The sequence below is a fragment of the Methyloversatilis thermotolerans genome, assembly GCF_000372885.1.
Lineage (GTDB): Bacteria > Pseudomonadota > Gammaproteobacteria > Burkholderiales > Rhodocyclaceae > Methyloversatilis > Methyloversatilis thermotolerans.
In genome coordinates, this window is record NZ_KB889967.1 from 3,997,504 (window position 1) to 4,019,710 (window position 22,207).

The 22,207-nt window shown below is 67.1% G+C and carries 15 protein-coding genes; 8 read left to right on the forward strand and 7 right to left on the reverse strand.

The genetic code is table 11. The features are described from left to right. Window positions 1–11: 11 nt before the first annotated feature. The 4 genes from A3Q7_RS0118345 to A3Q7_RS0118360 are packed head-to-tail and all read right to left on the reverse strand — an operon-like array spanning window position 12 to window position 6,329. Window positions 12–3,107, reverse strand: coding sequence for an efflux RND transporter permease subunit (locus tag A3Q7_RS0118345; RefSeq protein WP_018413373.1), 3,096 nt, complete (start codon window positions 3,105–3,107; stop codon window positions 12–14). Then, a complete protein-coding gene (locus tag A3Q7_RS0118350) occupies window positions 3,104–4,216 on the reverse strand; it encodes an efflux RND transporter periplasmic adaptor subunit (RefSeq protein ID WP_018413374.1) in 1,113 nt (370 codons plus the stop codon). The genes A3Q7_RS0118345 and A3Q7_RS0118350 overlap by 4 nt, the downstream gene beginning before the upstream one ends. Further along, complete coding sequence (locus A3Q7_RS0118355; protein WP_040571047.1) at window positions 4,213–5,682, reverse strand: efflux transporter outer membrane subunit; 1,470 nt, start codon at window positions 5,680–5,682, stop codon at window positions 4,213–4,215. Before A3Q7_RS0118355 ends, A3Q7_RS0118350 begins: the two co-directional genes overlap by 4 nt. Further along, on the reverse strand, window positions 5,679–6,329 hold the full coding sequence (locus tag A3Q7_RS0118360) for a CerR family C-terminal domain-containing protein (protein ID WP_018413376.1): 651 nt from the start codon (window positions 6,327–6,329) through the stop codon (window positions 5,679–5,681). Before A3Q7_RS0118360 ends, A3Q7_RS0118355 begins: the two co-directional genes overlap by 4 nt. A gap of 276 nt (window positions 6,330–6,605) precedes the next feature. Here A3Q7_RS0118360 and A3Q7_RS0118370 point away from each other — a divergent pair, with 276 nt between their 5' ends. From A3Q7_RS0118370 to A3Q7_RS0118405, 8 genes are all read left to right on the forward strand, one after another. Next, window positions 6,606–7,280: a TetR/AcrR family transcriptional regulator gene (locus A3Q7_RS0118370; protein WP_018413378.1), complete on the forward strand. Its 675-nt coding sequence runs from the start codon at window positions 6,606–6,608 to the stop codon at window positions 7,278–7,280. A gap of 47 nt (window positions 7,281–7,327) precedes the next feature. Next, window positions 7,328–9,808, forward strand: a complete 2,481-nt coding sequence (locus tag A3Q7_RS0118375) for an acyl-CoA dehydrogenase (RefSeq protein ID WP_018413379.1) — start codon at window positions 7,328–7,330, stop codon at window positions 9,806–9,808. A gap of 9 nt (window positions 9,809–9,817) precedes the next feature. After that, window positions 9,818–11,101 (forward strand): acetyl-CoA C-acetyltransferase, encoded by a 1,284-nt coding sequence (locus A3Q7_RS0118380; RefSeq protein ID WP_018413380.1) that lies wholly within the window; start codon window positions 9,818–9,820, stop codon window positions 11,099–11,101. After that, window positions 11,098–13,053 carry a 3-hydroxyacyl-CoA dehydrogenase NAD-binding domain-containing protein gene (locus A3Q7_RS0118385; RefSeq protein WP_018413381.1) on the forward strand — a complete coding sequence of 652 codons (1,956 nt, stop codon included), beginning with the start codon at window positions 11,098–11,100 and terminating at the stop codon, window positions 13,051–13,053. The genes A3Q7_RS0118380 and A3Q7_RS0118385 overlap by 4 nt, the downstream gene beginning before the upstream one ends. After that, complete coding sequence (locus A3Q7_RS0118390) at window positions 13,050–13,442, forward strand: acyl-CoA thioesterase (protein ID WP_018413382.1); 393 nt, start codon at window positions 13,050–13,052, stop codon at window positions 13,440–13,442. The genes A3Q7_RS0118385 and A3Q7_RS0118390 overlap by 4 nt, the downstream gene beginning before the upstream one ends. Before the next feature lie 73 nt (window positions 13,443–13,515). Beyond that, entirely contained in the window at window positions 13,516–14,805 is a 1,290-nt protein-coding gene (locus A3Q7_RS0118395; RefSeq protein ID WP_026225007.1) for an OmpP1/FadL family transporter, read from the forward strand. Between the two features lie 141 nt (window positions 14,806–14,946). Then, complete coding sequence (locus A3Q7_RS0118400) at window positions 14,947–17,328, forward strand: 3-hydroxyacyl-CoA dehydrogenase/enoyl-CoA hydratase family protein (protein ID WP_018413384.1); 2,382 nt, start codon at window positions 14,947–14,949, stop codon at window positions 17,326–17,328. Window positions 17,329–17,350: 22 nt separating this feature from the next. After that, on the forward strand, window positions 17,351–18,550 hold the full coding sequence (locus A3Q7_RS0118405) for an acetyl-CoA C-acyltransferase (RefSeq protein ID WP_018413385.1): 1,200 nt from the start codon (window positions 17,351–17,353) through the stop codon (window positions 18,548–18,550). 34 nt (window positions 18,551–18,584) lie between these two features. Here A3Q7_RS0118405 and trhO read toward each other — a convergent pair whose 3' ends face one another. From trhO to A3Q7_RS20135, 3 genes are all read right to left on the reverse strand, one after another. Next, window positions 18,585–19,301, reverse strand: a complete 717-nt coding sequence (gene trhO, locus A3Q7_RS0118410) for an oxygen-dependent tRNA uridine(34) hydroxylase TrhO (protein WP_018413386.1) — start codon at window positions 19,299–19,301, stop codon at window positions 18,585–18,587. A 77-nt stretch (window positions 19,302–19,378) separates the two neighbouring features. After that, the gene (locus A3Q7_RS0118415) at window positions 19,379–20,353 is read right to left on the reverse strand and encodes a sulfite exporter TauE/SafE family protein (RefSeq protein ID WP_018413387.1); all 975 of its coding nucleotides are present in this window, start codon (window positions 20,351–20,353) and stop codon (window positions 19,379–19,381) included. A 183-nt stretch (window positions 20,354–20,536) separates the two neighbouring features. After that, window positions 20,537–21,916 carry an esterase-like activity of phytase family protein gene (locus tag A3Q7_RS20135; protein ID WP_157278237.1) on the reverse strand — a complete coding sequence of 460 codons (1,380 nt, stop codon included), beginning with the start codon at window positions 21,914–21,916 and terminating at the stop codon, window positions 20,537–20,539. Between the last annotated feature and the right edge of the window lie 291 nt (window positions 21,917–22,207).

Sequence of the window (22,207 nt, forward strand, 5' to 3'; positions counted from 1 at the left end):
CGGGGTGGGGCTCAGGACACCGTCTGCCGGTCGCTGCGTGCGCCATGGCCGCGCAAGCGACGCAGCAGATGTTCGAGATCGTCGATATAGGTGAACACCACCGGAATCACCAGCAGGCTCAGGAAGGTGGAGGTGAGCAGACCACCGATCACGGCAATGGCCATCGGGCTGCGGAAGGACAGGTCGGCGTTGCCGAAGCCCACCGCGATCGGCAGCATGCCGGCACCCATGGCGATGGTGGTCATCACGATCGGCCGCGCGCGCTTGTGGCAGGCATCGAGCAGCGCATCGATGCGCGACAGACCGTGATCGCGACGCGCGACGATGGCGTACTCGACCAGCAGGATGGAATTCTTGGTCGCCACGCCCATGAGCATGATGAGTCCGATCAGCGACGGCATGGAGAAGCTCTTGCCGGTCATGAGCAGCGCAATGAAGGCGCCCCCTATCGACAGCGGCAGTGCGGCGAGGATGGTGACCGGCTGCAGCAGGTCCTTGAACAGCAGGATGAGCACCAGGTAGATGCACAGCACGCCGGTGAACATCGCCAGCCCGAAACTTGTGAACAGCTCGTTCATGGTTTCCGCATCGCCTACCACCACCTGCCGTATGCCGGGCGGCAGCGCATTCAGGCTGGGCAGAGCCTGCACCGCCGCGCTGACTTCGCCCAGCGGCTGGCCCGACAGTTCGATCTCGAAATTCACGTTGCGCAGCCGGTCATAGCGGTCGATCACCGCCGGACCGCTGGACAGTTCGAGCGTGGCGACCTGGCCCAGCAGTACCGGGCCGGCGTCGGGCCGGTTGCCGGGTACCGGCAGCCGCGCCAGCACGCTCAGATCCTTGCGTGCGGTCTCGTCCAGCTTCACGGTGATCGGCACCTGCCGCTGCGGCAGATTGAGCTTGGGCAGGAACTGGTCGTAATCGCCGACGGTGGCCACGCGCAGCGTTTCACCGATGGCGGCGGAGCTGACGCCGAGGTCCGCGGCGCGCGCGGTATCCGGGCGCACCGCGATTTCCGGGCGCAACAGCGCGGCGCTCGACGATATGCTGCCAATGCCGGGGATGGTGCGCAGATCCTTCTCCACGGACCGGGCCGCTTCGGCCAGCGCGGCCGGATCCTCGCCGCTGAGCGCCAGCACATACTTTTCGCCCGAAGCGCCCAGGCCGACCTTGGTGCGTACCCCGGGCAGGTCAGCGATGGCGGCGCGTATCTGGTTTTCGGTCACCTGCTTGCGCACGCTGCGCACGTCACGGTCGGCCAGCAGCACGGTCAGCGTGGCCTTGCGCACCTCCGGTTCGCCTTGTGACGACAGGGGGTCACTGCCGGCCGAGCCGCTGCCTATCGTGGTGTAGACGCGTTGCACATACTCGATGCCGACCAGTCGCTGACGTGCGCGCTCGGCCACGTCCAGCGTCTGTTCCAGCGTGGCGCCGGGCGGCAGCTCGACGAAAACCTGGGTCTGCGGATTGTCGTCCGGAGGCAGGAAGCCCTTGGGCAGAAGCGGGATCAGCGCCAGCGATCCGATGAAGAAGGCAGCGGCCGCCAGCACCGTCAGGCCGCGGTGCTCGATGCATTTCCGGGCGAAGCGCAGGTAATTGCGCATCACCCAGCCGTCGGGAGCGTGGCCGTGCGCAGCCGGCCTGAGCAGGTAGGCCGCCATCATGGGTGTAAGCAGCCGCGCAACCACCAGCGACGCGAACACGGCCAGCGCGGCGGTCCAGCCGAACTGCTTGAAGAAGCGCCCGGCGATGCCGCTCATGAAGGCGGTCGGCAGGAATACTGCGATCAGCGTGAAAGTGGTGGCGATCACCGCCAGTCCGATCTCGTCCGCCGCTTCGCGCGCCGCTTCCAGCGGTGTCTTGCCCATGCGCAGATGGCGCACGATGTTCTCGACCTCGACGATGGCGTCGTCGACCAGGATGCCGATCACCAGCGACAGCGCGAGCAGGGTCACCACATTGATGGAGAAGCCGAACCAGTGCATGCCGATGAAGGCGGGAATGACCGACAGCGGCAATGCGACGGCCGACACGAAGGTGGCGCGCGCGTCGCGCAGGAAGGCCCACACCACGAGTACCGACAGCAGCGCCCCCTCGTACAGCATCGTCATCGAACTGTCGAATTCCTCCTGCACCGGCTTGACGAAGTTGAAGGCCTCGGTGAAGGTCATGTCCGGGTGCTCCGCGCGCAGTGCGGCAATCGCCGCCTGCACCCCGTCGCCGACCTCGATTTCGCTGGCGCCGCGACTGCGCGTCACTTCGAATCCCACCACCTGCTTGCCGTCGAGCAGCGCGATCGAACGCCGCTCGGCCTCCGTGTCACGGATGTCCGCCACCTGTTCCAGCCGGATGCGGCGGCCGTCGCTCAGCACGATCTGGTAGCCGCGCAGTTCATCGGCGGTCGCCGCGGTGGCCAGCGTACGCAGAGGCTGCTCGCCCGATCCCAGTTCGGCGCGTCCGCCGGTCGCTTCGATCTGCATCTGCCGCAGTTGGCGCGATATGTCGGCCGGGCTGGCGCCAAGCGACTGCAGGCGCAGCGGGTCGAGTTCGACGCGTATTTCGCGCTTGGCGCCGCCGACGCGTGTCACCGCGCCGACGCCGCGCACGGTGAGCAGGCGGCGGGTGACCACGTCGTCGACGAACCACGACAGCGCTTCCTCGTCCATGCGCGATGACGACACGGTGAAGGCGAGCACGGGTGACGCGGCCAGATCCAGCTTGGTCACCACCGGATCGCGCAGATCGTCGGGCAGATCCGAGCGCACGCGCTGCACCGCCGAGCGCACCTCGTCCAGTGCCTCCTGCACCGGCTTCTCGAGCTGGAATTCCACGGTCATCGACACCAGTCCGTCCTGGATGCGCGTGGTGATGTGCTTGAGACCCTGCAGCGTCGCGATCGAGTTCTCGATCTTGCGTGCCACGTCGTTTTCGAGCTGTCCCGGCGCGGCGCCGGGCAGCGAGGCGCTCACCTGTATCGTCGGCAGATCGAGGTCCGGGAAGTTCTGTACCTTCATCGAACTGAAGCTGAGCAGGCCGCCGAGTGTCAGCAGCACGAACAGCACGATGGCCGGCAGCGGATTGCGTATGCTCCAGGCGGAAAAGTTCATGGCTGGACCACCTTGATCCGGTCGCCGTCGGCAAGAAAGGTCGCCCCGCCGGCGACGATGCGGTCCTGCATGCCCAGACCGTCGCGTACCTCGATCAGATCGCCCTGCATGTCGCCGGTCTCCAGTCTGACCTGGCTGACCGTGGCCAGTCCGCCATCCTGCGCCATCACCTTGAAGGCATAGCGGTGGCCGTCACGCAGGCTGAGCGCCTGCAGCGGTACCGCCAGCGTGGTGCGTTGTCCGGTGCCGATGTGCCCGCGTGCGAACACGCCGGGTCGCAGTCCGCGTTCGAAGGCGGCGGGCAGGTCGACATACACCAGCGCGTTGCGCGTACTGGCATCCACCGTTGGCGCAAGTACGCGGACACGACCTTCCATTTCGGGCAGACCGGGCGCCTGCAGGCGCACCGGAAGGCCAGGCCGGAGGCGGGTCATTTCGTCCGCGGTCACCTCGGCCCGCCATTCCAGCCGGCCCTGGCGGACCAGGCGGAACAGTGCTTCCCCGTTGCTGCCGGTCGCGCCCAGCGTCGCGTTGCGCGCGGAAACGATGCCGTCGTCAGGCGCCGTGACGCGGGTGCGCGCAAGGCGCAAGGTCTGCTGCTCGACCTGGGCGCGCGCGGAAGCCAGCCGCGCCTGCGCGGTCTGTTCCGCAATCTGGTACTGCATCTGCTGCTGCGCGCTCAGCGCGTCGCTGCCCTGCAGCCGCCGCGCGCGGGCGGCATTCTGCGCGGCCTCGTCCAGTGCGGCCTGGGCCTCGTCCTGCGCGGCGCGCGCCTGGGCCAGGTCGGCGCGCACGGTTTCGTCGTCGAAACGTGCGAGCAGTTGTCCCTTCCTGACGCGGTCGCCGACATCGGCTGCGACGTCCACCAGTTTCAGGCCGCTCACTTCGCTGCCGATCAGCGCTTCCTGCCACGCTGCCACGCCGCCATTGGCGGTGATGCCCTCGCTCAGGGTGATGATGGCCGGACTGATCAGAGCAGCGGTGAGTGCCGGCTTGGCGGTCGCTTGTGCCTTGTCGTCCTGCCGGGCGCCGCATGCGCTCAGCATGATGGCGAGGGTAATGGCGACCGGCAGCGCCAGCTGGCGCAGGTCACGGCACGGGCGTGTCATCGGGAGTCTCCTGCATCGGATGTCTTGGGGATGTCCTGCGGGCCGGTCCAGTCGCCGCCGCTGGCGCGATAAAGCGCGATCAGCGCCGCGACCCGTTCGCGTTCCAGTTCGATCAGTTGGCTGCGCGCGGACAGTTCGGCCCGGCGTGCGATTTCTTCGTCATTCAGGCTGGCCAGCCCGGCTGCGCGTTGCGACTCGACCGCGGTCAGCCGTTCGCCGTAGCCGTCGAGCGCTCGCATGGCCTCCGGCACGCGCTGCGCCACCGCGTCCAGCCGGACCAGCGCTTCCTCGACTTCGCGCACGGCGCGTCGCACGGCGGCATCGAAGGCACTGGCGCGCGCGGTGTACTCGGCGCGCGCGGCCTCGACGTCTGCGGCGCGGCGCCCGGCGTCGAACAAAGGGAGCGTGAGGGTGGGGCCGATGGACCAGGTCTGCGTGGATACGGCCGAGCCGCCGTTGATTGCCACCCGCGTCGGCGTGATGTTGCCGGTAACGCTCAATGCGGGATAACGGGCCGCTTCGGCCACACCGATGCGCGCGCTCGCCTCGGCCAGTTCGCGCTCTGCCGCTGACACGTCGGGACGCTGGCGCAAGGCGCGCGCGGGAACGCTGTCGAGCGGCAATGCCGGCGGTCGCGGCAGGCGGGCCGCACCCTCTGCCAGGCGCTCGCGCAGAACGGCTTCGTCCATGCCGCTCAGTTCCACCAGGCGCTTGATCGCACGGCTGCAGTCGGCACGCACGGCCGCAGCCTGACTTGCGGCTTCGGCCAGGCTGGCGCGGGCGAGGGCGCGCTCGGAAGGCGGCTGGAAGCCGGCATCGACCAGACGTTCGGTGGCATCCAGACTGGCACGGCGCGAGGCCTGGTCGGCATCGGCCACCTGCTGCCGCCGTTCGCAATCGCGCACAGACAGGTAGGCATCCGCCGTTTCCGCGGCCACCGACACCCGCGCGTCGTGCCACGAGGCCGTGCGCGCCATGAACTGGGCACGCGCCGCTTCGCGTTCGCGGGCAAGGCCGCCGAACAGGTCGATCTCCCAGCTCGTCTGCAGACCGATCTGCTGTTGCGTACGCAGGGTGGCCGGGCCGCCGAAAGTGAAGGACGAGCGACTGATCGCGGCCTCGATGTCGAACATGGGCAGTCCGCGCGCGCCTGCGGCCACCGCCGAGGCGCGCGACTGCGCGATGCGCGATTGCGCGCTCGCCAGATCGGCGCTGACCGCCTGCGCCGAGCGCAGCAGATCGGACAGCAGCGGATCGTCGAAGCCGTCCCACCATCGCGTGAGCGCATCGATCCTGCCGGCGTGCGGCAGCTCAACGCTGCCGTCGAGCGATGCCTGCCACTTTCCTGCGGTGCGGGGCGTGGCCGGTGTGTAGTCCGGTCCGACGGTGGCGAACAGGCCGCGGTCTCCGGCGCAGCCGGCGAGCACGCAGGCGGTCAGTGTCGCGATCAGCGCAAGGTGGTTCATGAGCACGCCGCCTCGCGTCTTTGCCGCTCGCCCTCGACCATGGACAGCGCATAGCCGGTCAGCCGCTGCGACAGCGTTTCGATCGCATCGGGCGAGGAAAGGACCTCGGGGGCGAGCACGTCTATCACATCGAAGCCCACATAGAAGTGCACGGCCATCGCAACGATGGCGATCGCCAGTCGCTGTACATCGGCATCCGGCGCGGTCAGGTCCAGAGTCTTCACCAGCATGGCGACCATCAGTTCGTGTTGCGGGCGGATTTCGGTATCGATCTCCTGCTGCCAGATGCCGGTCGGTTCGATCATTTCCCGGAAATGCAGCTTCATCACCAGCCGCACTTCCTCTCCTCGCTCGAGCGGCTGCAGGAATTCGCGGAAGAACATCGAAAACGCCTGCGGCAGCGGTAACTCGAGCAGACCCCGGAGCAGGGCCGGATCGGGCTCTTCCCCCAGCGGCTCGCAGAACGCGGCGCGGTACAGGCCGCCCTTGTCGCCGAAGTAATAGCGGATGGCCGACAGGTTGGCGCCGGCCGCGTCGCAGATTTCGCGCGTCGTCGCGCCTTCGTAGCCCTTGGCGGCGAACAGCCTGAGTGCGGCCAGCAACAGCTTGCGCCGCGAATCCGCGTGCGCGGGAAGGGAGGTGTTCATGGCTGGAATCAATCGATTGATTGAGGTGAATGAGTAAATCAATCAATCGATTGAATGTCAAGCAGGGCGGGAATGAATCTGTTGCCTGCACCGCGCGGGCGGTGCAGGCTGGGCAGAAGTGCCGCGTGCGCTCAGTCGCGACGGCTCGGTCATGTCGCGCTGCAAGATTGACAGCCTGGCATTGGCTGCCTATCTTTTCGTCACGTAATCAAACGAACGTTTGAACCCCGGTGCATGCACCGGTCGCATCCTTCCGATCTTCATCCGGTTGCCTGCATGGATATGCGACGCAGCAGTGATTCGGTCAGTGACACGCAATTGCGCATCATGGATGCCGCGCAGTCGCTGTTTGCCGCGCACGGTTTCGAGGCGACCTCCATGCGCATGATCACCACGACAGCCGGCGTGAATCTGGCGGCGGTGAACTATCACTTCGGCTCGAAAGATGCGCTGGTACAGGCGGTGCTGCGTCGCCATCTGGTGCCGCTCAACGCACAACGCATGGCCGATCTCGACGAGGCCGAGCGCCGCGCCGCCGGGGCGCCGCTCAAGGCGCATGTCATCGTCGAGTGTTTCTTCGGCGGTTCCCTGCGCATGGCCAGCGCAAGCGAACAGGGGCGCGAGTTCATGCGCCTGCTGGGACGCACCTTCACCGAGCCGCTGCCGGCCGTGCGCAGATGTCTCGCGCAGGAATACGGGCCGGTCGTGGCCCGCTACCGGGACGCGTTCAGCCGGGCGCTGCCGGCCGTACCGCTGCAGGAAATCGTGTGGCGGCTGCATTTCATGTTCGGCGCCACCTCCTATGCGGTATCGGGCATCGATACGCTGCAGGCACTGACCGGCGTCGAAGTGGACGAAGCACAGGCGATGCGCGATCTGACGCCGCGCCTGATGAGTTTCCTGCTGGGCGGGCTGAGGGCGCCGCTGCCGGATATCGGCATGACAGGTTGAGCGGTGATGCGGGCGATGCACGCGCCGCAAGGACGAGGAGAGCGGAAATGAGCTGGATGCTGTTGTTGTTGCTGCCTGTCGGCCTGTTGGCCCTTGCCTACCTGCGCGCCCCGCTCTGGCTGGTGACGCTGGCGCTGGCCGGGTGGTGCGCCGCCGCGAGTGCGCGTTTCGCGTGGCCGATGGCGGTCGACGCCGCCCTGCTGATCATCGGTGGCGCGGTGGCACTGTTGCTCAACCTGCCGCCGCTTCGCCGCGCGCTGGTATCCGGCCCGCTGCTGTCCCTGTATCGGCGCATCCTGCCGCCGATGTCGGACACCGAGCGCACTGCGCTGGAAGCCGGCACCGTGTGGTGGGAAGGCGAACTGTTCCGCGGCAGCCCGGACTGGTCACGCCTGCGCGCGTTTCCGGAGCCGGCGCTGAGCGACGAGGAACAGTCCTTCCTGGACAACGAGGTGAACGAGCTGTGCCGGCTGTCCGACGACTGGAAGATTTCCCACGAGCTGATGGATCTGCCGCCCGAAGCCTGGCAGTACATCAAGGACAAGGGTTTCCTCGGCCTCATCATTCCGAAGAAGTACGGCGGCAAGGGTTTTTCGGCATGGGCACACTCGCAGATCGTGACCAAGCTGTCGACCCGCTGTTCCGCGTCGGCGGTCACCGTCATGGTGCCGAATTCGCTCGGTCCCGCCGAACTGCTGCTGCACTACGGTACCGAGGAACAGAAGGACCACTATCTGCCACGCCTCGCGCGTGGCGATGAAATTCCGTGCTTCGCGCTGACCAGTCCACAGGCGGGGTCCGACGCCGCGGCCATCCCCGATTACGGCGTCGTCTGCCGCGGCATGTGGCAGGGCCGGGAGGTGCTGGGCATGCGCGTGACCTGGGACAAGCGCTACATCACGCTCGGACCGGTCGCCACGCTGTTGGGGCTGGCCTTCCGCCTGCACGACCCGGATCACCTGCTGGGAGACGTCGACGACATCGGCATCACCTGCGCGCTGATCCCGACCGACTACCCGGGTGTGCAGATAGGCCGCCGCCACTACCCGCTGAACGCGGTATTCCAGAACGGTCCGAACTGGGGGCGCGACGTGTTCATGCCGCTGGACTGGATCATAGGCGGTCCGGCGATGGCCGGGCAGGGCTGGCGCATGCTGATGGAGTGTCTGGCGGCCGGGCGTTCGATTTCGCTGCCGGCGTCGAACACAGGCATGTCCAAGCTGGCGGTGCGCACGGTGGGCGGCTATGCGCGCGTACGCAGCCAGTTCAAGACCGCGATCGGCCGCTTCGAGGGCATACAGGAGCCGCTGGCGCGCATGGGCGGCAATCTGTACATGATGGATGCCGCGCGTCGCATGACCGCGGCCGCCATCGACCAGGGCGAGAAGCCGTCGGTGGTGTCCGCCATCGTGAAGTACCACATCACCGAACGCGCGCGCCGGGTGGTGAACGACGGCATGGACATCCTGGGCGGGAAGGGCATCTGCCTGGGGCCGTCGAACTTCCTCGGCCGAGCCTACCAGCAGTTGCCGATAGGCATCACGGTGGAAGGTGCGAACATCCTGACGCGCAGCCTCATCATTTTCGGGCAGGGCGCGATTCGCTGTCACCCGTATGTATTGCGCGAAATGCAGGCTGCGCAGCACCCGGACCGCGCGGCGGCGCTGCCCGAGTTCGACGACGCGCTGTTCTCGCATATCGGCTTCACCTGCAGCAATGCCGCGCGTACCCTGGTGACCGGGCTGACCGGATCGCACTGGCTGAGCGTGCCGGCCGGCGTGCCGGCGGAGACGCGCCGCTACTACCAGCAGCTCACGCGATTCTCCACCGCATTCGCCTTTCTGTCCGATGTGGCCATGCTCACCATGGGCGGCGACCTGAAACGCAAGGAAAAGCTGTCGGCCCGGCTGGGTGACATCCTGTCCATGCTCTATCTGTGTTCGGCGACGCTGAAACGCTACGAGGCCGACGGTTGCCGCTCGGACGACGCACCGCTGATGCACTGGGCGATCTGGGACGCCATGTTCAAGGCCCAGACCGCGTTCGAAGGTGTCATCTCGAACTTCCCGAACCGTTTCATCGCCATGCTGTTGAGACGGATCATTTTCCCGCTCGGCCGACCCTATGTCGTGCCGTCCGACCAGCTCGGCGGCGAAGTGGCCGCGCTGCTGATCGAACCCTCGGAAACGCGGGACCGGCTGACCGCGGACATGTATCTGCCGCAGGACGAACACGATGCGATAGGTGCGCTCGAGCACGCCCTGGTGGCCTGCGTTGCGGCGGAGGTGGTGGATGCCAAGATGCGCGCGGCGCACAAGCAGGGTGTCATCAGCGTCCGCGGCGCGGCTGCATTGCGCGCTGCGCTCGATGCGGGCGTCATCAGTCCCGACGAATACGCGCTTGCGGAGCGGCGGGACCTGCTGCGTGAGCGCGTCGTGAAGGTGGATGACTTCCCGCAGGATTTCGGCGCCGACGCCCAGCCCGCGCTACCCGCCGAAGCGCGTCATGTCGACGCACTGGCAGCATGAGGATTTTCGATGTCTTTGCCTGAAGTCTACGTGGTCGACGGGGCTCGTTCCCCATTCCTCAAGTCACGCAACGCGCCCGGTCCCTTTGCCGCAGCCGATCTCGCGGTGGCGGCCGGCAATGCGCTGCTCGCGCGCCAGCCCTTCCGCCCGGATGAGCTGGACGAGGTCATCCTCGGTTGCGCCGCGCCGTCCGCCGACGAAGCGAACATCGGCCGCATCGCCGCCCTGCGCATGGGCTGCGGTGACCGCGTGCCGGGCTGGACCGTCATGCGCAACTGCGCCAGCGGCATGCAGGCACTCGATTCCGCCGTGGCCAACATCCAGCGCGGGCGCGCCGACCTGGTGCTGGCCGGCGGCGTCGATGCGCTGTCGCGCGCCCACCTGCTGTTCTCCGATGCCATGGTGCGCTGGCTGTCGCAGTGGTATGCGGCGAAAACGTTGGGACAGCGCGCGGCGCTCGTCGCACGCTTCCGCCCGTCGATGCTGGTACCGGTGATCGGGCTGATCAAGGGACTGACCGATCCGGTGATCGGTCTCAACATGGGACAGACCGCGGAAAACCTCGCCACGCGTTTCGCCATCGGCCGCACGCAGATGGATTTCTACGCCATGCGCTCGCATCAGCGCACGGCGCGTGCGCAGGACGAAGGTGGCCTTTCCGAAATCGCGCCGCTGACCGACCGCGAAGGTCGTGTGTATGGTGCCGACGACGGTGTGCGCCGTGATTCGTCGGTGCCCGCGCTGGCCCGGCTGCGGCCGGTGTTCGATCGAGCGCAGGGCCGGGTGACCGCCGGCAACAGTTCGCAGGTGACCGATGGCGCGTGCTGGCTGCTGCTCGCTTCGGCGCGTGCGGTCGACAAGTACCGTCTGCAGCCGCTCGGACGCATCGTCGACAGCGAGTGGGCGGCGCTCGATCCGGCGCAGATGGGGCTGGGGCCGGTGCACGCGGCCACGCCCATTCTGACGCGCCATGGTCTGGGCCTGAATGACCTCGATGCCTGGGAAATCAATGAAGCGTTCGCGACCCAGGTCATCGCCTGCATCGAGGCGTGGAAGAGCGAGGACTACTGCCGCAGCCAGCTCGGTCTGTCGCATGCGCTCGGTGCGCTTGACGAGCGCCGGCTCAATGTCGATGGCGGCGCGATCGCGATCGGGCACCCGGTCGGCGCCAGCGGCGCGCGCATCGTGCTGCATCTGTTGCAGGTGCTCAAGCGGCGCGGCGGGGGGCGCGGCATGGCCGCCATCTGCATCGGCGGCGGCCAGGGCGGTGCGATGCTGGTGGAGACGGCATGAGCGCATTCCGCCACTGGCGCCTTGAGCGCGAATCCGACGGGGTGGCCTGGCTGACGTTCGACCGCGCGGACGAAAGCGTGAACACGCTGGCGCGCGACGCCATGGAAGAACTGTCCGGTGTGCTCGATACGCTGGATGGCGCGCCGCCTCGTGGCCTGGTCATCCAGTCCGGCAAGTCCGGCGGCTTCATCGCCGGCGCGGACATCGGTGAACTGGGCCGGGTGAAGGACGCCCGGGAGGCGCACGACCTGGTGGCGCGCGGCTGGGATCTGTTCAACCGGCTGGCCGCCGTGCCCTATCCCACCTGCGCACTGGTGCGTGGCTTCTGCGTCGGCGGCGGCACCGAACTCGTGCTCGCCTGCCGCCATGTGGTGGCGGTGGACGAACCGGGCACGCGCTTCGCGCTGCCCGAGGTCATGCTCGGCATCGTGCCCGGATGGGGTGGCATGTTGCGCCTGCCGGCCCGCATCGGTGCGCCCGCGGCACTCGACATGATGCTCACCGGCCGCATGCTGGATGCGCGGCGCGCGAAATCGCTGGGCCTGGTGGACGAACTTGCGCCCGCGCGCCTGATGCGCGAACACGCGCGTGCCCGCGTGCTGTCGGGCAAGGCACGCCGTCCTCTGCCCTGGCTGCAGAGACTGCTGGGCGGACCGCTGCGCAGCATGGTGGCGAACAAGGCGCTGGCCGGCGTCGCGAAGAAGGCGGCGCGCAAGCACTATCCGGCACCCTATGCCATCGTCGACATATGGCGCGATTTCGGCGGCAATGCGCTGGCGCTGCCGCCCGAGCATCCGTCGTCGATACCCGCGCTGGTCGCGCACCCGACCTCGCGCAACCTGCAGCGCGTCTATCACCTGCGCGAGCGGCTGCGCGGCTTCGGCCGGCGGGACGATGCCCTGCCCGATATCCGCCGCGTGCACGTGGTCGGCGCCGGCGTCATGGGAGGGGATATCGCGACCTGGTGTGCCCAGCAGGGCTTTCATGTGACGCTGCAGGACCAGGGGCTGGAGCGCATCGCGCCCGCCATGCAGCGCGCGGCGCGGGCCTTTGCCCGCAAGTTCCGCCGCGATGCCGCGGCACGCCGCGCGGCGCTCGACCGGCTCGTGCCCGATCCCGACGGCGCCGGGGTGGCCGGCGCCGATCTGGTGATCGAGGCGATCTGGGAAAACCTCGACGCCAAGCATGCGCTGCTGCGCGACATCGAGGCACGCGCCCGTCCGCACGCGCTGATCGCGAGCAACACGTCCAGCCTCGGTCTGGATGAACTGGCGTCGGCGCTGGACGCGCCCGAGCGCCTGGTGGGCATCCATTTCTTCAATCCGGTCGCGCGCATGCCGCTGGTCGAGGTGGTGCAGGGCGCGCGCAGCAGCGAACAGGCGGTGCGTCGCGCCGCCGCCTTCGTCGGCGCGCTGGACAAGCTGCCGCTGCCGGTGCGCGATGCCCCGGGCTTTCTGGTCAATGCGGTGCTCGGGCCCTATATGCTGGAAGCGATGCGTTGCGTGGACGAAGGTGTTGCGCCTGAAGCGGTCGATGCCGCCGCGCTGGATTTCGGCATGGCGATGGGTCCGATCGAACTGGCCGACACCGTGGGTCTCGACATTGCCATGGCGGCCGGTCATCGTCTGACCGGTGGCGCCGAACCGCCGCTCTGCCTGCGCGCCCGGGTCGATGCCGGGCAACTGGGCCGCAAGAGCGGGCAGGGTTTTTATGCGTGGAAGGACGGACGCCCGCAGCGGATGACCTCGACCGCCATTCCGGCAGGGCTGGTCGAGCGCCTGATTCAGCCTCTGTTGCAGGTCACGCGACGCTGCGTCGAGCAGGGTGTGGTGGCCGACGCCGATCTGGCCGATGCCGGTCTCATCTTCGGCGCCGGTTTCGCACCGCATACCGGCGGACCTCTGCACTATGATGCGGACCTGGCATTGCAACACGACAGGCTCCGATCATGAATTCCGAAATGCAGCTTCCCGATGAACAGCCCGCACTGCGCATGTTGCCCATGCCGCGCGACCTGAATGCCGCCGGCGACATTTTCGGCGGCTGGGTGATGGCGCAGGTGGATGTCGCCGGCTCGATCGCCGCCATGCGCCGTACCCGCTGCCGCGTGGTCACCGTGGCGGTCAATACCTTCGTATTCCTGCAACCGATTTCCACGCAATATCTGGTGTCCTTCTATTCGCGCGTCGCCCGCGTCGGCAATACCTCGATCACCGTCGATGTCGAGGTCTATGCCGAAACCGGCTACGAAAACACGCGCGTGCTGAAGGTCGCCGAGGCGCAGCTCACCTATGTCGCGGTCGCCGAGGATGGCAGCAAGAAGGCGATTGCCGCGCAATGACATCGATTCACCAGATCGGCCGACCCGTCGGGGTCACCGAGGACACAGCAGCCACAACACACGAGGAGGAGTCATGACCCATATCGTTCGGCACCGGTCGGGTGCCGTGAAAGCCATCGCGCTGTCCATCGCGGCGCTCGGATCGGGCGCCAGTCATGGCGCGGCCTTCCAGCTTCTCGAAGGCAATGCGAGTGGCCTCGGCAATGCCTATTCGGGTACCGCGGCGGTGGCCGAGGACGCGAGCACCGTATTCTTCAACCCGGCCGGCATGACGCTATTGCCGGGGCGCCACGTGGCGTTCTCGCTCGATCTGGTGCGGCCATCGGCCGAATTTTCGAATCAGGGTTCGACCGCGGCCGGAGGTCAGAGCGTGGTGGGTGGCAACGGCGGCGACGCGGGTGACTGGGCGGGCATTCCTGCGGGATACATGACCTGGCAGTTGACCGACCGCGTGTTCGCCGGTGTGGGCATAGGTGCACCTTTCGGCCTGAAGACTCACTATGACGACGATTGGGCCGGCCGCTTCCACGCCATCAAATCGGAAATCAAGACCGTCAACATCAACCCGTCGCTCGCTTTCAAGGTGAATGACGTGTTCTCGATCGGGTTCGGAGTGAATTTCCAACGAATTGATGCCGATCTGACGAACGCAGTGAACACGGCGGCGCTTGCGGGTGCCGGCACTTCGGCACTCGGGCGCATCAAAGGTGACGACACCGCATGGGGATGGAATGTCGGCGCCATGTTCCAGCTCTCTCCGAACACCCGCCTCGGCGTCGCCTATCGCTCGAAGGTCGATTACAAGCTCAAAGGCACCGCACGCTTTACCGGTTCAGCGGCTGCAACGCTGAACACCTTGCGAGGGGGTGACGTGACCGCTGATGTCGAGTTGCCCGACACGGCTACTTTCAGCATCGTGCAAAAGATATCCGAGCGCTGGACCATGCTTGGCGATGTGAGCTGGACCGGCTGGTCGACGTTGCAGGAACTGGCGGTCAACAGGGTTGACGGCGTAAACGTCACCACCGAGGAGCTCAAGTGGCGCGACACCTGGCGCGTGGCTTTTGGCGGTACCTATGCCTACACCGACACGCTGGCATTCAAGTTCGGTCTTGCCTGGGACCAGACCCCGGTGCGCGACACCACGCGTCTGCCGCGCGTGCCGGACGAAGACCGCGTCTGGCTGTCGCTCGGTGTCCAGTGGAAGCCGAATGCGACATCCGCCGTCGATGTGGGCTACGCACACCTCTTCGTGAAGGACGCAAGCATCCGTGCCAACGGGGGCACGGCCAAGGGCTTCCTGATCGGCGAGTACGAGAACTCGGTCGACATTCTCGGCGTGCAGTACTCGAGCCGCTTCTGAGTGAGACGGGGACGGGTGTTGCCACCCCCGTCCAGTGAAGCGGCGATGAGCCGCGGCGATCGGGCGTTCGCATCCGGACCCTGATCGCCGATCCCCGGGCCGGCCTGCATCCGGGCGGTCCGCTTTCCGGGAGTCTGTATCGTGACCTCCTCGAAGTTCCGCATACGGCGCGTCGCGGTGCTCGGCGCCGGCGTGATGGGCGCTCAGATCGCGGCGCACTGCGCGAATGCCCAGGTGCGCGTCGTCCTGTACGATCTGCCCGCTGCCGGCCCCGATCCGGACGCTACGGTCAGGCGTGCACTCGCCGGCCTCAGGAAGCTGGAGCCTGCGCCGCTGGCCAGCACCGACCTCGCCAGCCAGATCGAAATCGCCCACTACGATCGCGACCTGGCGCGGCTGGCGGAATGCGATCTGGTGATCGAGGCGATCGCCGAGCGCATGGACTGGAAGCAGGCGCTCTATGCGCGGGTCGCGCCCCATCTTCGTGACGACGCCATCTTTGCCACCAATACCTCGGGGCTGTCCATCAATGCGCTGGCCGCCGCCTGCCCGGAAGGCATGCGGCACCGTTTCTGCGGCGTGCACTTCTTCAATCCGCCGCGCTATATGGCGCTGGTGGAACTGATTCCGGCCCTGGGTACCGATGCGGCACTGCTGGACCGGCTGGAAGATTTCCTGACCACGACACTGGGCAAGAATGTGGTGCGCGCACTTGATACCCCCAATTTCGTCGCCAATCGCGTCGGCGTGTTTTCCATGCTCGCCGCCATGCATCACACGACGCGGCTGGGGCTGGGTTTCGACGAAGTCGATGCGCTGACCGGCCCGCTCATCGGCCGCCCGAAGTCGGCGACCTACCGGACCGCCGATGTGGTCGGACTGGATACGCTGGCGCATGTGGTGAACACCATGACCGGCCAGCTCGCCGCCGACCCCTGGCACCGGCACTATGTGCTGCCCGCCTGGCTCACCGCACTGGTCGAGCGCGGCGCGCTGGGGCAGAAGACGCGCGCCGGCATCTATCGCAAGGACGGTCGTCAGATCAAGGTGCTGGATGTCGACCTGCAGGATTACCGCGACGCCGACCGGGGCGTCGCGGACGAGGTGCAGGCCCTCCTTGCCGAGCGCGATCCGGCGATGAAACTGGCGGCGTTGCGTGCCAGCACCCATCCGCAGGCGCAGTTCCTGTGGTCCATCTTCCGCGACATATTCCATTACGTCGCCGTGCATCTGGGCGACATCGCGCACAACGCGCGTGACATCGATTGCGCGATGCGCTGGGGCTTCGGCTGGAGCGCCGGGCCGTTCGAGACCTGGCAGGGTGCCGGCTGGCAGCAGGTGGCGGAATGGCTGCGCGAGGATATCGCCGAAGGTCACACGATGTCGGCTGCACCCCTGCCGGCCTGGGTGACCGAACGCCATGGTGTGCATGAAGCCGGTGGCTCGTGGTCGGCATCGGCTGCCGCGATCGAGGCCCGTCCGCCGACGCCGCGACAGTTGTTTCCGCAGCGCCTGCCGGGCGAATCGGCACGCGCCACCCATACCGTGTGGGAAGGCGAGGAGGTCAGGCTGTGGACGCTGGACGATGCCGATGGCGAGCGGGTACCGGTGCTGTCGTTCAAGAGCCGCATGTCGGCAGTCGGTCCGCGCGTGCTGGAAGGCCTGCTCGAAGGCATCGCCCGCGCCGAGCGCGATTTCGACGGACTGGTGATCTGGCAGCCGGACGGTCCGTTTTCGGTGGGCGCCAATCTGAAGCAGATACGCCCGGTGCTGGAGGCCGGCGATTTCGTCGCGCTGGAACGCGTGGTGGCGGATTTCCAGAAGGCGTCGCTGGCCATCAAGTATGCGCAGGTGCCGGTGATTGCGGCGGTGCGCGGCCTGGCGCTGGGCGGCGGCTGCGAATTCGTCATGCATTCGCCGCGTGTGGTGGCGGCACTTGAAAGCTATATCGGCTTGGTCGAGGCCGGCGTCGGCCTGATACCGGCCGGCGGCGGCTGCAAGGAATTCGCGATCCGCAGCGCGCGCGCCGCCGAGGCGAGCGCGACGCGCGATCCGATGAATTTCCTGCAGTCGGTGTTCCAGACCGTCGCCATGGCCCAGGTGTCGAGGAGCGCGCGCCATGCGCAGCAACTGGGGCTGCTCAAGCCGGACGACCTGGTGGTGATGCATGCCGACGAAGTGTTGCACGTCGCGCGGCGCAATGCGATCGCCATGGCCGAGTCGGCCTGGCGTCCGCCCCTGCCGGCGGTCGATATCCCGGTCGCCGGGCGCAGCGGCATCGCCACGCTGGACATGATGCTGGTGAACATGCGCGAGGGCGGACAGATTTCCGCGCATGACTACCGCGTCGCGCATGCGGCCGCGGTCGCACTGTGCGGGGGTGAGATCGATGCCGGTACTCGCGTCAGCGAACAGTGGCTGCTCGATGTCGAGCGCGCGCTGTTCGTCGATCTGCTGAAGACGCGCGACACCCAGGCCCGCATCGCCCACATGATGGATACCGGCAAGCCGCTGCGCAACTGAGCGCTGCGTCAGGAGAGCTGACATGAAGCAGATTCAGGATGTCTATGTGGTCGCCGCGCGCCGTACGCCGGTGGGGCGCAAGGGCGGGGCGCTGAGCACCGTGCGGCCGGACGATATGCTGGCCCATGTGCTGCGCGGCGTGCTCGATGCCGTTCCCGCTTTCGATGCGGCCGACATCGGCGATGTGATCGTCGGCTGCGCCATGCCGGAGGCGGAACAGGGCATGAATGTCGCGCGCATCGGCCTGCTGCTGGCCGGCCTGCCGGTGTCGGTGCCCGGCATCACGATCAACCGCTTCTGCGCCAGCGGCCTCAATGCGGTGGCGGATGCGGCGGCGCGCATCATGACCGGACAGTGCGATGTGGCCATCGGTGCCGGTACCGAATCGATGTCGGTCATGCCCACCATGATGGGCAACAAGGTGAGCGTGAATCCGCGCGCCTTCGAACCCGGTGGTCCGCTGGCCATTGCCTATGGTATGGGCATCACCGCGGAAAAGGTGGCGACGCAGTACGGCGTGTCGCGCGAGGACCAGGATGCCTTCGCGCTGGAATCCCACCGTCGCGCGCTGGCCGCGCGCGAAGCCGGACGTTTCCGCGACGAAGTCCTGCCCGTCACGGTGCGCAGCCATCGACCGGATCCGGCCGGCGGCAACACGGTCGCCCTCAGCGAACGCGTGATCGATGCCGATGAGGGGCCGCGCGCCGACAGCAGTCTGGAGGCGCTGGCCCGGCTGCGGCCGGTGTTCGCCGCCCGGGGGTCGGTGACCGCGGGCAACAGTTCACAGATGTCCGATGGTGCGGCGGCCGTGCTGCTCATGTCGGAGACCGCGCTCAAGCGCACCGGCGCCACGCCGCTCGCCCGCTTCCGCGGTTTCTCGGTGGCGGGTGTGGCGCCGGAAATCATGGGCATAGGCCCGGTCGAAGCCATCCCCCGCGCGCTGTCACAGGCCGGCCTGCGCCAGGCCGACATCGACTGGCTGGAACTGAACGAAGCCTTCGCGGCGCAGGCGCTTGCCGTGATGCGTACGCTGGATCTGGATCCCGCGCGCGTCAATCCGCTGGGCGGCGCGATCGCGCTCGGTCACCCGCTCGGGGCCACCGGCGCCATCCGCGTCGCCACGCTGATCGCCGCGATGCAGCGCGGCGAGGCGCGCTGCGGCATGGTGAGCATGTGCATCGGTACCGGCATGGGGGCGGCCGGCCTGTTCGAGAAGGTGTGAGCGCGGGTGAACCGGCGCCCGGCGGGCGCGCGTGTCAGCCCGCCGGGCTGAGATCGGGTTTCAGCGCGCCGCGGTCGTCGAACACCACGCAGTCGCCATGCCAGTGGGCGCCGCCGATTTCCTCGAAATAGCGCAGGATGCCGCCTTCCAGTTGCCACACCTGCTTGAAGCCGGCCCGCTTCATGATGGGCGCGGCTTTCTCGCAGCGTATGCCGCCGGTGCAGAAGGTGACGATGGGCGTGTCCTTCAGGTCGCCGTACTGTTCCAGCGCGGCGGGGAACTGGCCGAAACTGTCCACGCCCGGATCCAGCGCGCCATCGAAACTGCCGCGCTCGACCTCCCAGCGATTGCGGGTGTCGATGATGACGAAACGCCGGCCCTCGTCATACCAGCGCTTCAGTTCGGCCGGCGGCAGATAGGGCGCCGGCTCGGCGCGCGGATCGAAATCCGGTTCGCCCACGGTCACGATTTCCTTTTTCAGCCGCACGCGCAGCCGACGGAAGGGCAGCGTGCCGGACCAGCTCCACTTCACGTCCATGGCGGCAAAGCGCGCGTCCTCGCCCAACGCGTCGAAAAAATCCTTCAGTGCGGCTTCTTCGCCGGCAAGAAAGCTGTTGATGCCCTCGCTCGCGAGCAGCACGGTGCCCAGCAAGCCGCGCGATTGCGCAAGCTGCTGGATGTGGGGGCGCAGGGCCTCGCGGTCGGCAAGCTGCACGAAGCGATAGGCGGCGGTGTTGGCGTAAGCGTTCATCGCGCGATTATCCCGGCCCTGGCCGGGCAGATTCAAGCGGCAAGGCGCGATCGTCGGGGTGCGTCGCGCATCGGCCCTCAAGCAAGCGCCTTGATCAGATTGTGCGTGCTCAGCGCGCTGATCAGCAGGCCGACCAGCACGAGCAGGGCGCGGGCAGGCAGGGTGCGGCACAGCAGCGCGGCCAGCGGGGCGGCGAACATGCCGCCGGCGACCAGGCCGGCAACGGTGGCCCAGGGTGCGCTGTCGATGAACACCACGAAGGCACCGGCGCTGGCGATGGCGATGAAGAACTCGGCGAAATTGACCGAACCTATGGTGCGTCGCGGGTCCTGACCGGCGCCAACCAGGCTGGTGGTGACCACCGGGCCCCAGCCGCCACCGCCGGCCGCGTCGACGAAGCCGCCGAACAATGCCAGCTTGGCGACATGACGCGGTTCGCCGGCTGGCTTGCGGCGATGGCGCCAGGCCTTGGCCAGCACATACAGACCCATGATGAGCAGATAGCCGGATATCCACGGCTTGAGCGCCGCGCCATCGAATTGCGTCACCACCAGCGCGCCGAGCACGCCGCCGATCACGCCGGGAATCAGCAACCGCAGCATCAGGCGCCGGTCCACATTGCCCAGTCTCAGATGGGACAGCCCGGACAGCCCGGTGGTGAAGATTTCGGCGATATGCACGCTTGCGCTGGCCACGGCCGGCGAGGCGCCGGTGCCGAGCAGGAAGGTGGTGGCGGAAATGCCGTAAGCCATGCCCAGCGCGCCGTCTATGCTCTGCGCGATGAAGCCGACCGCGGCCGCCTGCAGGAATTCGGATGAGGTGAGCACCTCGATCACGGTGCTCAGTGCCGCCTGCGGGTCGGACAGTGGCAGGCCGCGCGCGAGCAGGAACAGCGGCAGGCCCACCAGCGTGAACACCATGAACCAGGTGGCCAGCGTGGCCAGCGGATGGGCGCGGACTTTCTCGATCACCTGCTCGACCGGGGGCAGGCCCAGCGCTTCGTGGGCTTTGCCGACCTCGGTCGGCCGGGTGTCGATATGGCGGATTTTCACTGCGTGCTCTCCTTGATGAGCGCGCCAGTGTAGGGATCAATGCTTATTCAAAAAAGTGATGTTTAGTTCTATGGATATGCCTGATTGTCGTGTTACCGGTGAGCGCGCAAAGGCACGCGGCAGGCAGGGAAAGGGGGCCGTGCCCCGCGTCCCCTGGAACGACGCTCTGCGCGCTCAATCCATTCAGGCCTTGCGACGGCGGGCGACCGCGCCGAGCACACCCAGACCCGCCACGAACATGGCCCAGGTCTGCGCTTCCGGAATGCTGGCGATGGGCTGATCGAAACGGATGGTGATCATTTCGGTACCGTCCGGCACACCAGGGATGCGTCCATTGCCGCCCGGGTAGTTGTTGTCCAGTCCGACCAGTATCGTGTGCTCGTCGATCACGGTGAGCGATTCCACCGACTGCAGCGGGAAGTTGAAGCGTCCGTCGAGCACCTCGGCCAGCGGACCGCCGATGTCGGCCGGATCGGCGATGTCCAGCAGATCGACCAGCAGCGTCTTGCGCAGCACGCCGTCTTCGTCGGTTTCACTCAGATCGATCAGATAGATCTTCTTCTGCTGCGGCGGATTGGTGCCGCTGGCCGGCCCCTGGAAGTCGTCGCGTTCGATCAGGATGTACTTGTCGTCCGCCACGTGCGCCATGTCGCCGGTGACGAAGATGTTGCTGGCGTTGTCGGTGGCGCCGGTGATGAAGTCCGAGCTGTCCTTGGCGTATCGGTAGCTGACGCCGGTGTACTCGCCGGCCACGGTGTCGAATTCGTAGATTTCCAGCATCCGCTTGTCGGTTTCCGAATTGATCGACGCTTCGGTGGTCAGGTAGAGCCGGGTGCCGTCACCGTTGCGCGTCATCGCTTCGAAGCCGCGCGACGAAGGCAGATTGGTACCGCCCGCCGGATTCTGCGGCGCGCGCAGCACCGGATGTGCAATCGGCGCGCTCATCAGTTCGCCCTTTGCATTGAAGTGCAGCAGATAGGGTCCGAATTCCTCGCCCACCCAGAAGCTGCCGTCATTCATCCGGGTGAAGGACTCGACGTCAAAATCGGCGCCGGTCAGCCACTTGCCGTTGCTGATGGACGGGTCGACCGCGATCGCATTGTTCGCGTAATAGGTGCTGCGGGTATACACAGGACCATTCGTGATGTAGTTGCCTTTCGTGAGCAGCCCGTTCGGGTCGCTGAATGGCGTGAAGCTCTTCACCGCGACGCTGCCCGGCGTGGTCGTGCCATCGCCGGTCATCTTGAAGTTCGGGGTGACTTCATAGAAACCGATGACGAAGTCGGCACTGTTGCCCTGCGAGCCGTAGCCATTGTCGGGCAGGCCGTAATAGCTGCCGGCGACGGTCGACGGGATCATGCCCGAGAAGCCGGGGATGGGCTGACCCGCGTAGGGCGGGGTGACGCCATTGCCGCTGCCGGTGAACTGTCCGGATACCGGGCCCGGATGGCGATATTCATGCGAAATCATCGCCCAGCCGGTGAGCTGGGACGCCGGCAGTGCGGCCATGGCGGGGGCGGACAGCGCACCCAGTGCGGATGCGATCAGGTGGTAGAGCTTCATGGTTTTCTTCTCCTTCGAGGCGCTTGTGTCTCGATCGGTGGTGTTGTGCACGGGCAGGGGCGAGCGCGACGACCGGGTGGCGGATGCGTTCGCCGGCGCCACGCATGACTCGAACAGAGAGCCATCGCCACGCCCTGCCGGACTGACTCATGCGGATCCGGCCGGTCGCAGCGCAGGGGCGCGCTGACCTTCCTTGCGGGATATGACGATCGATCCGCGATATTGCATGGTGATGAACTGAAAGCCTGGTACCGGATCACCGGCTCATGCGGAAGTCATTGCGTATCGCAT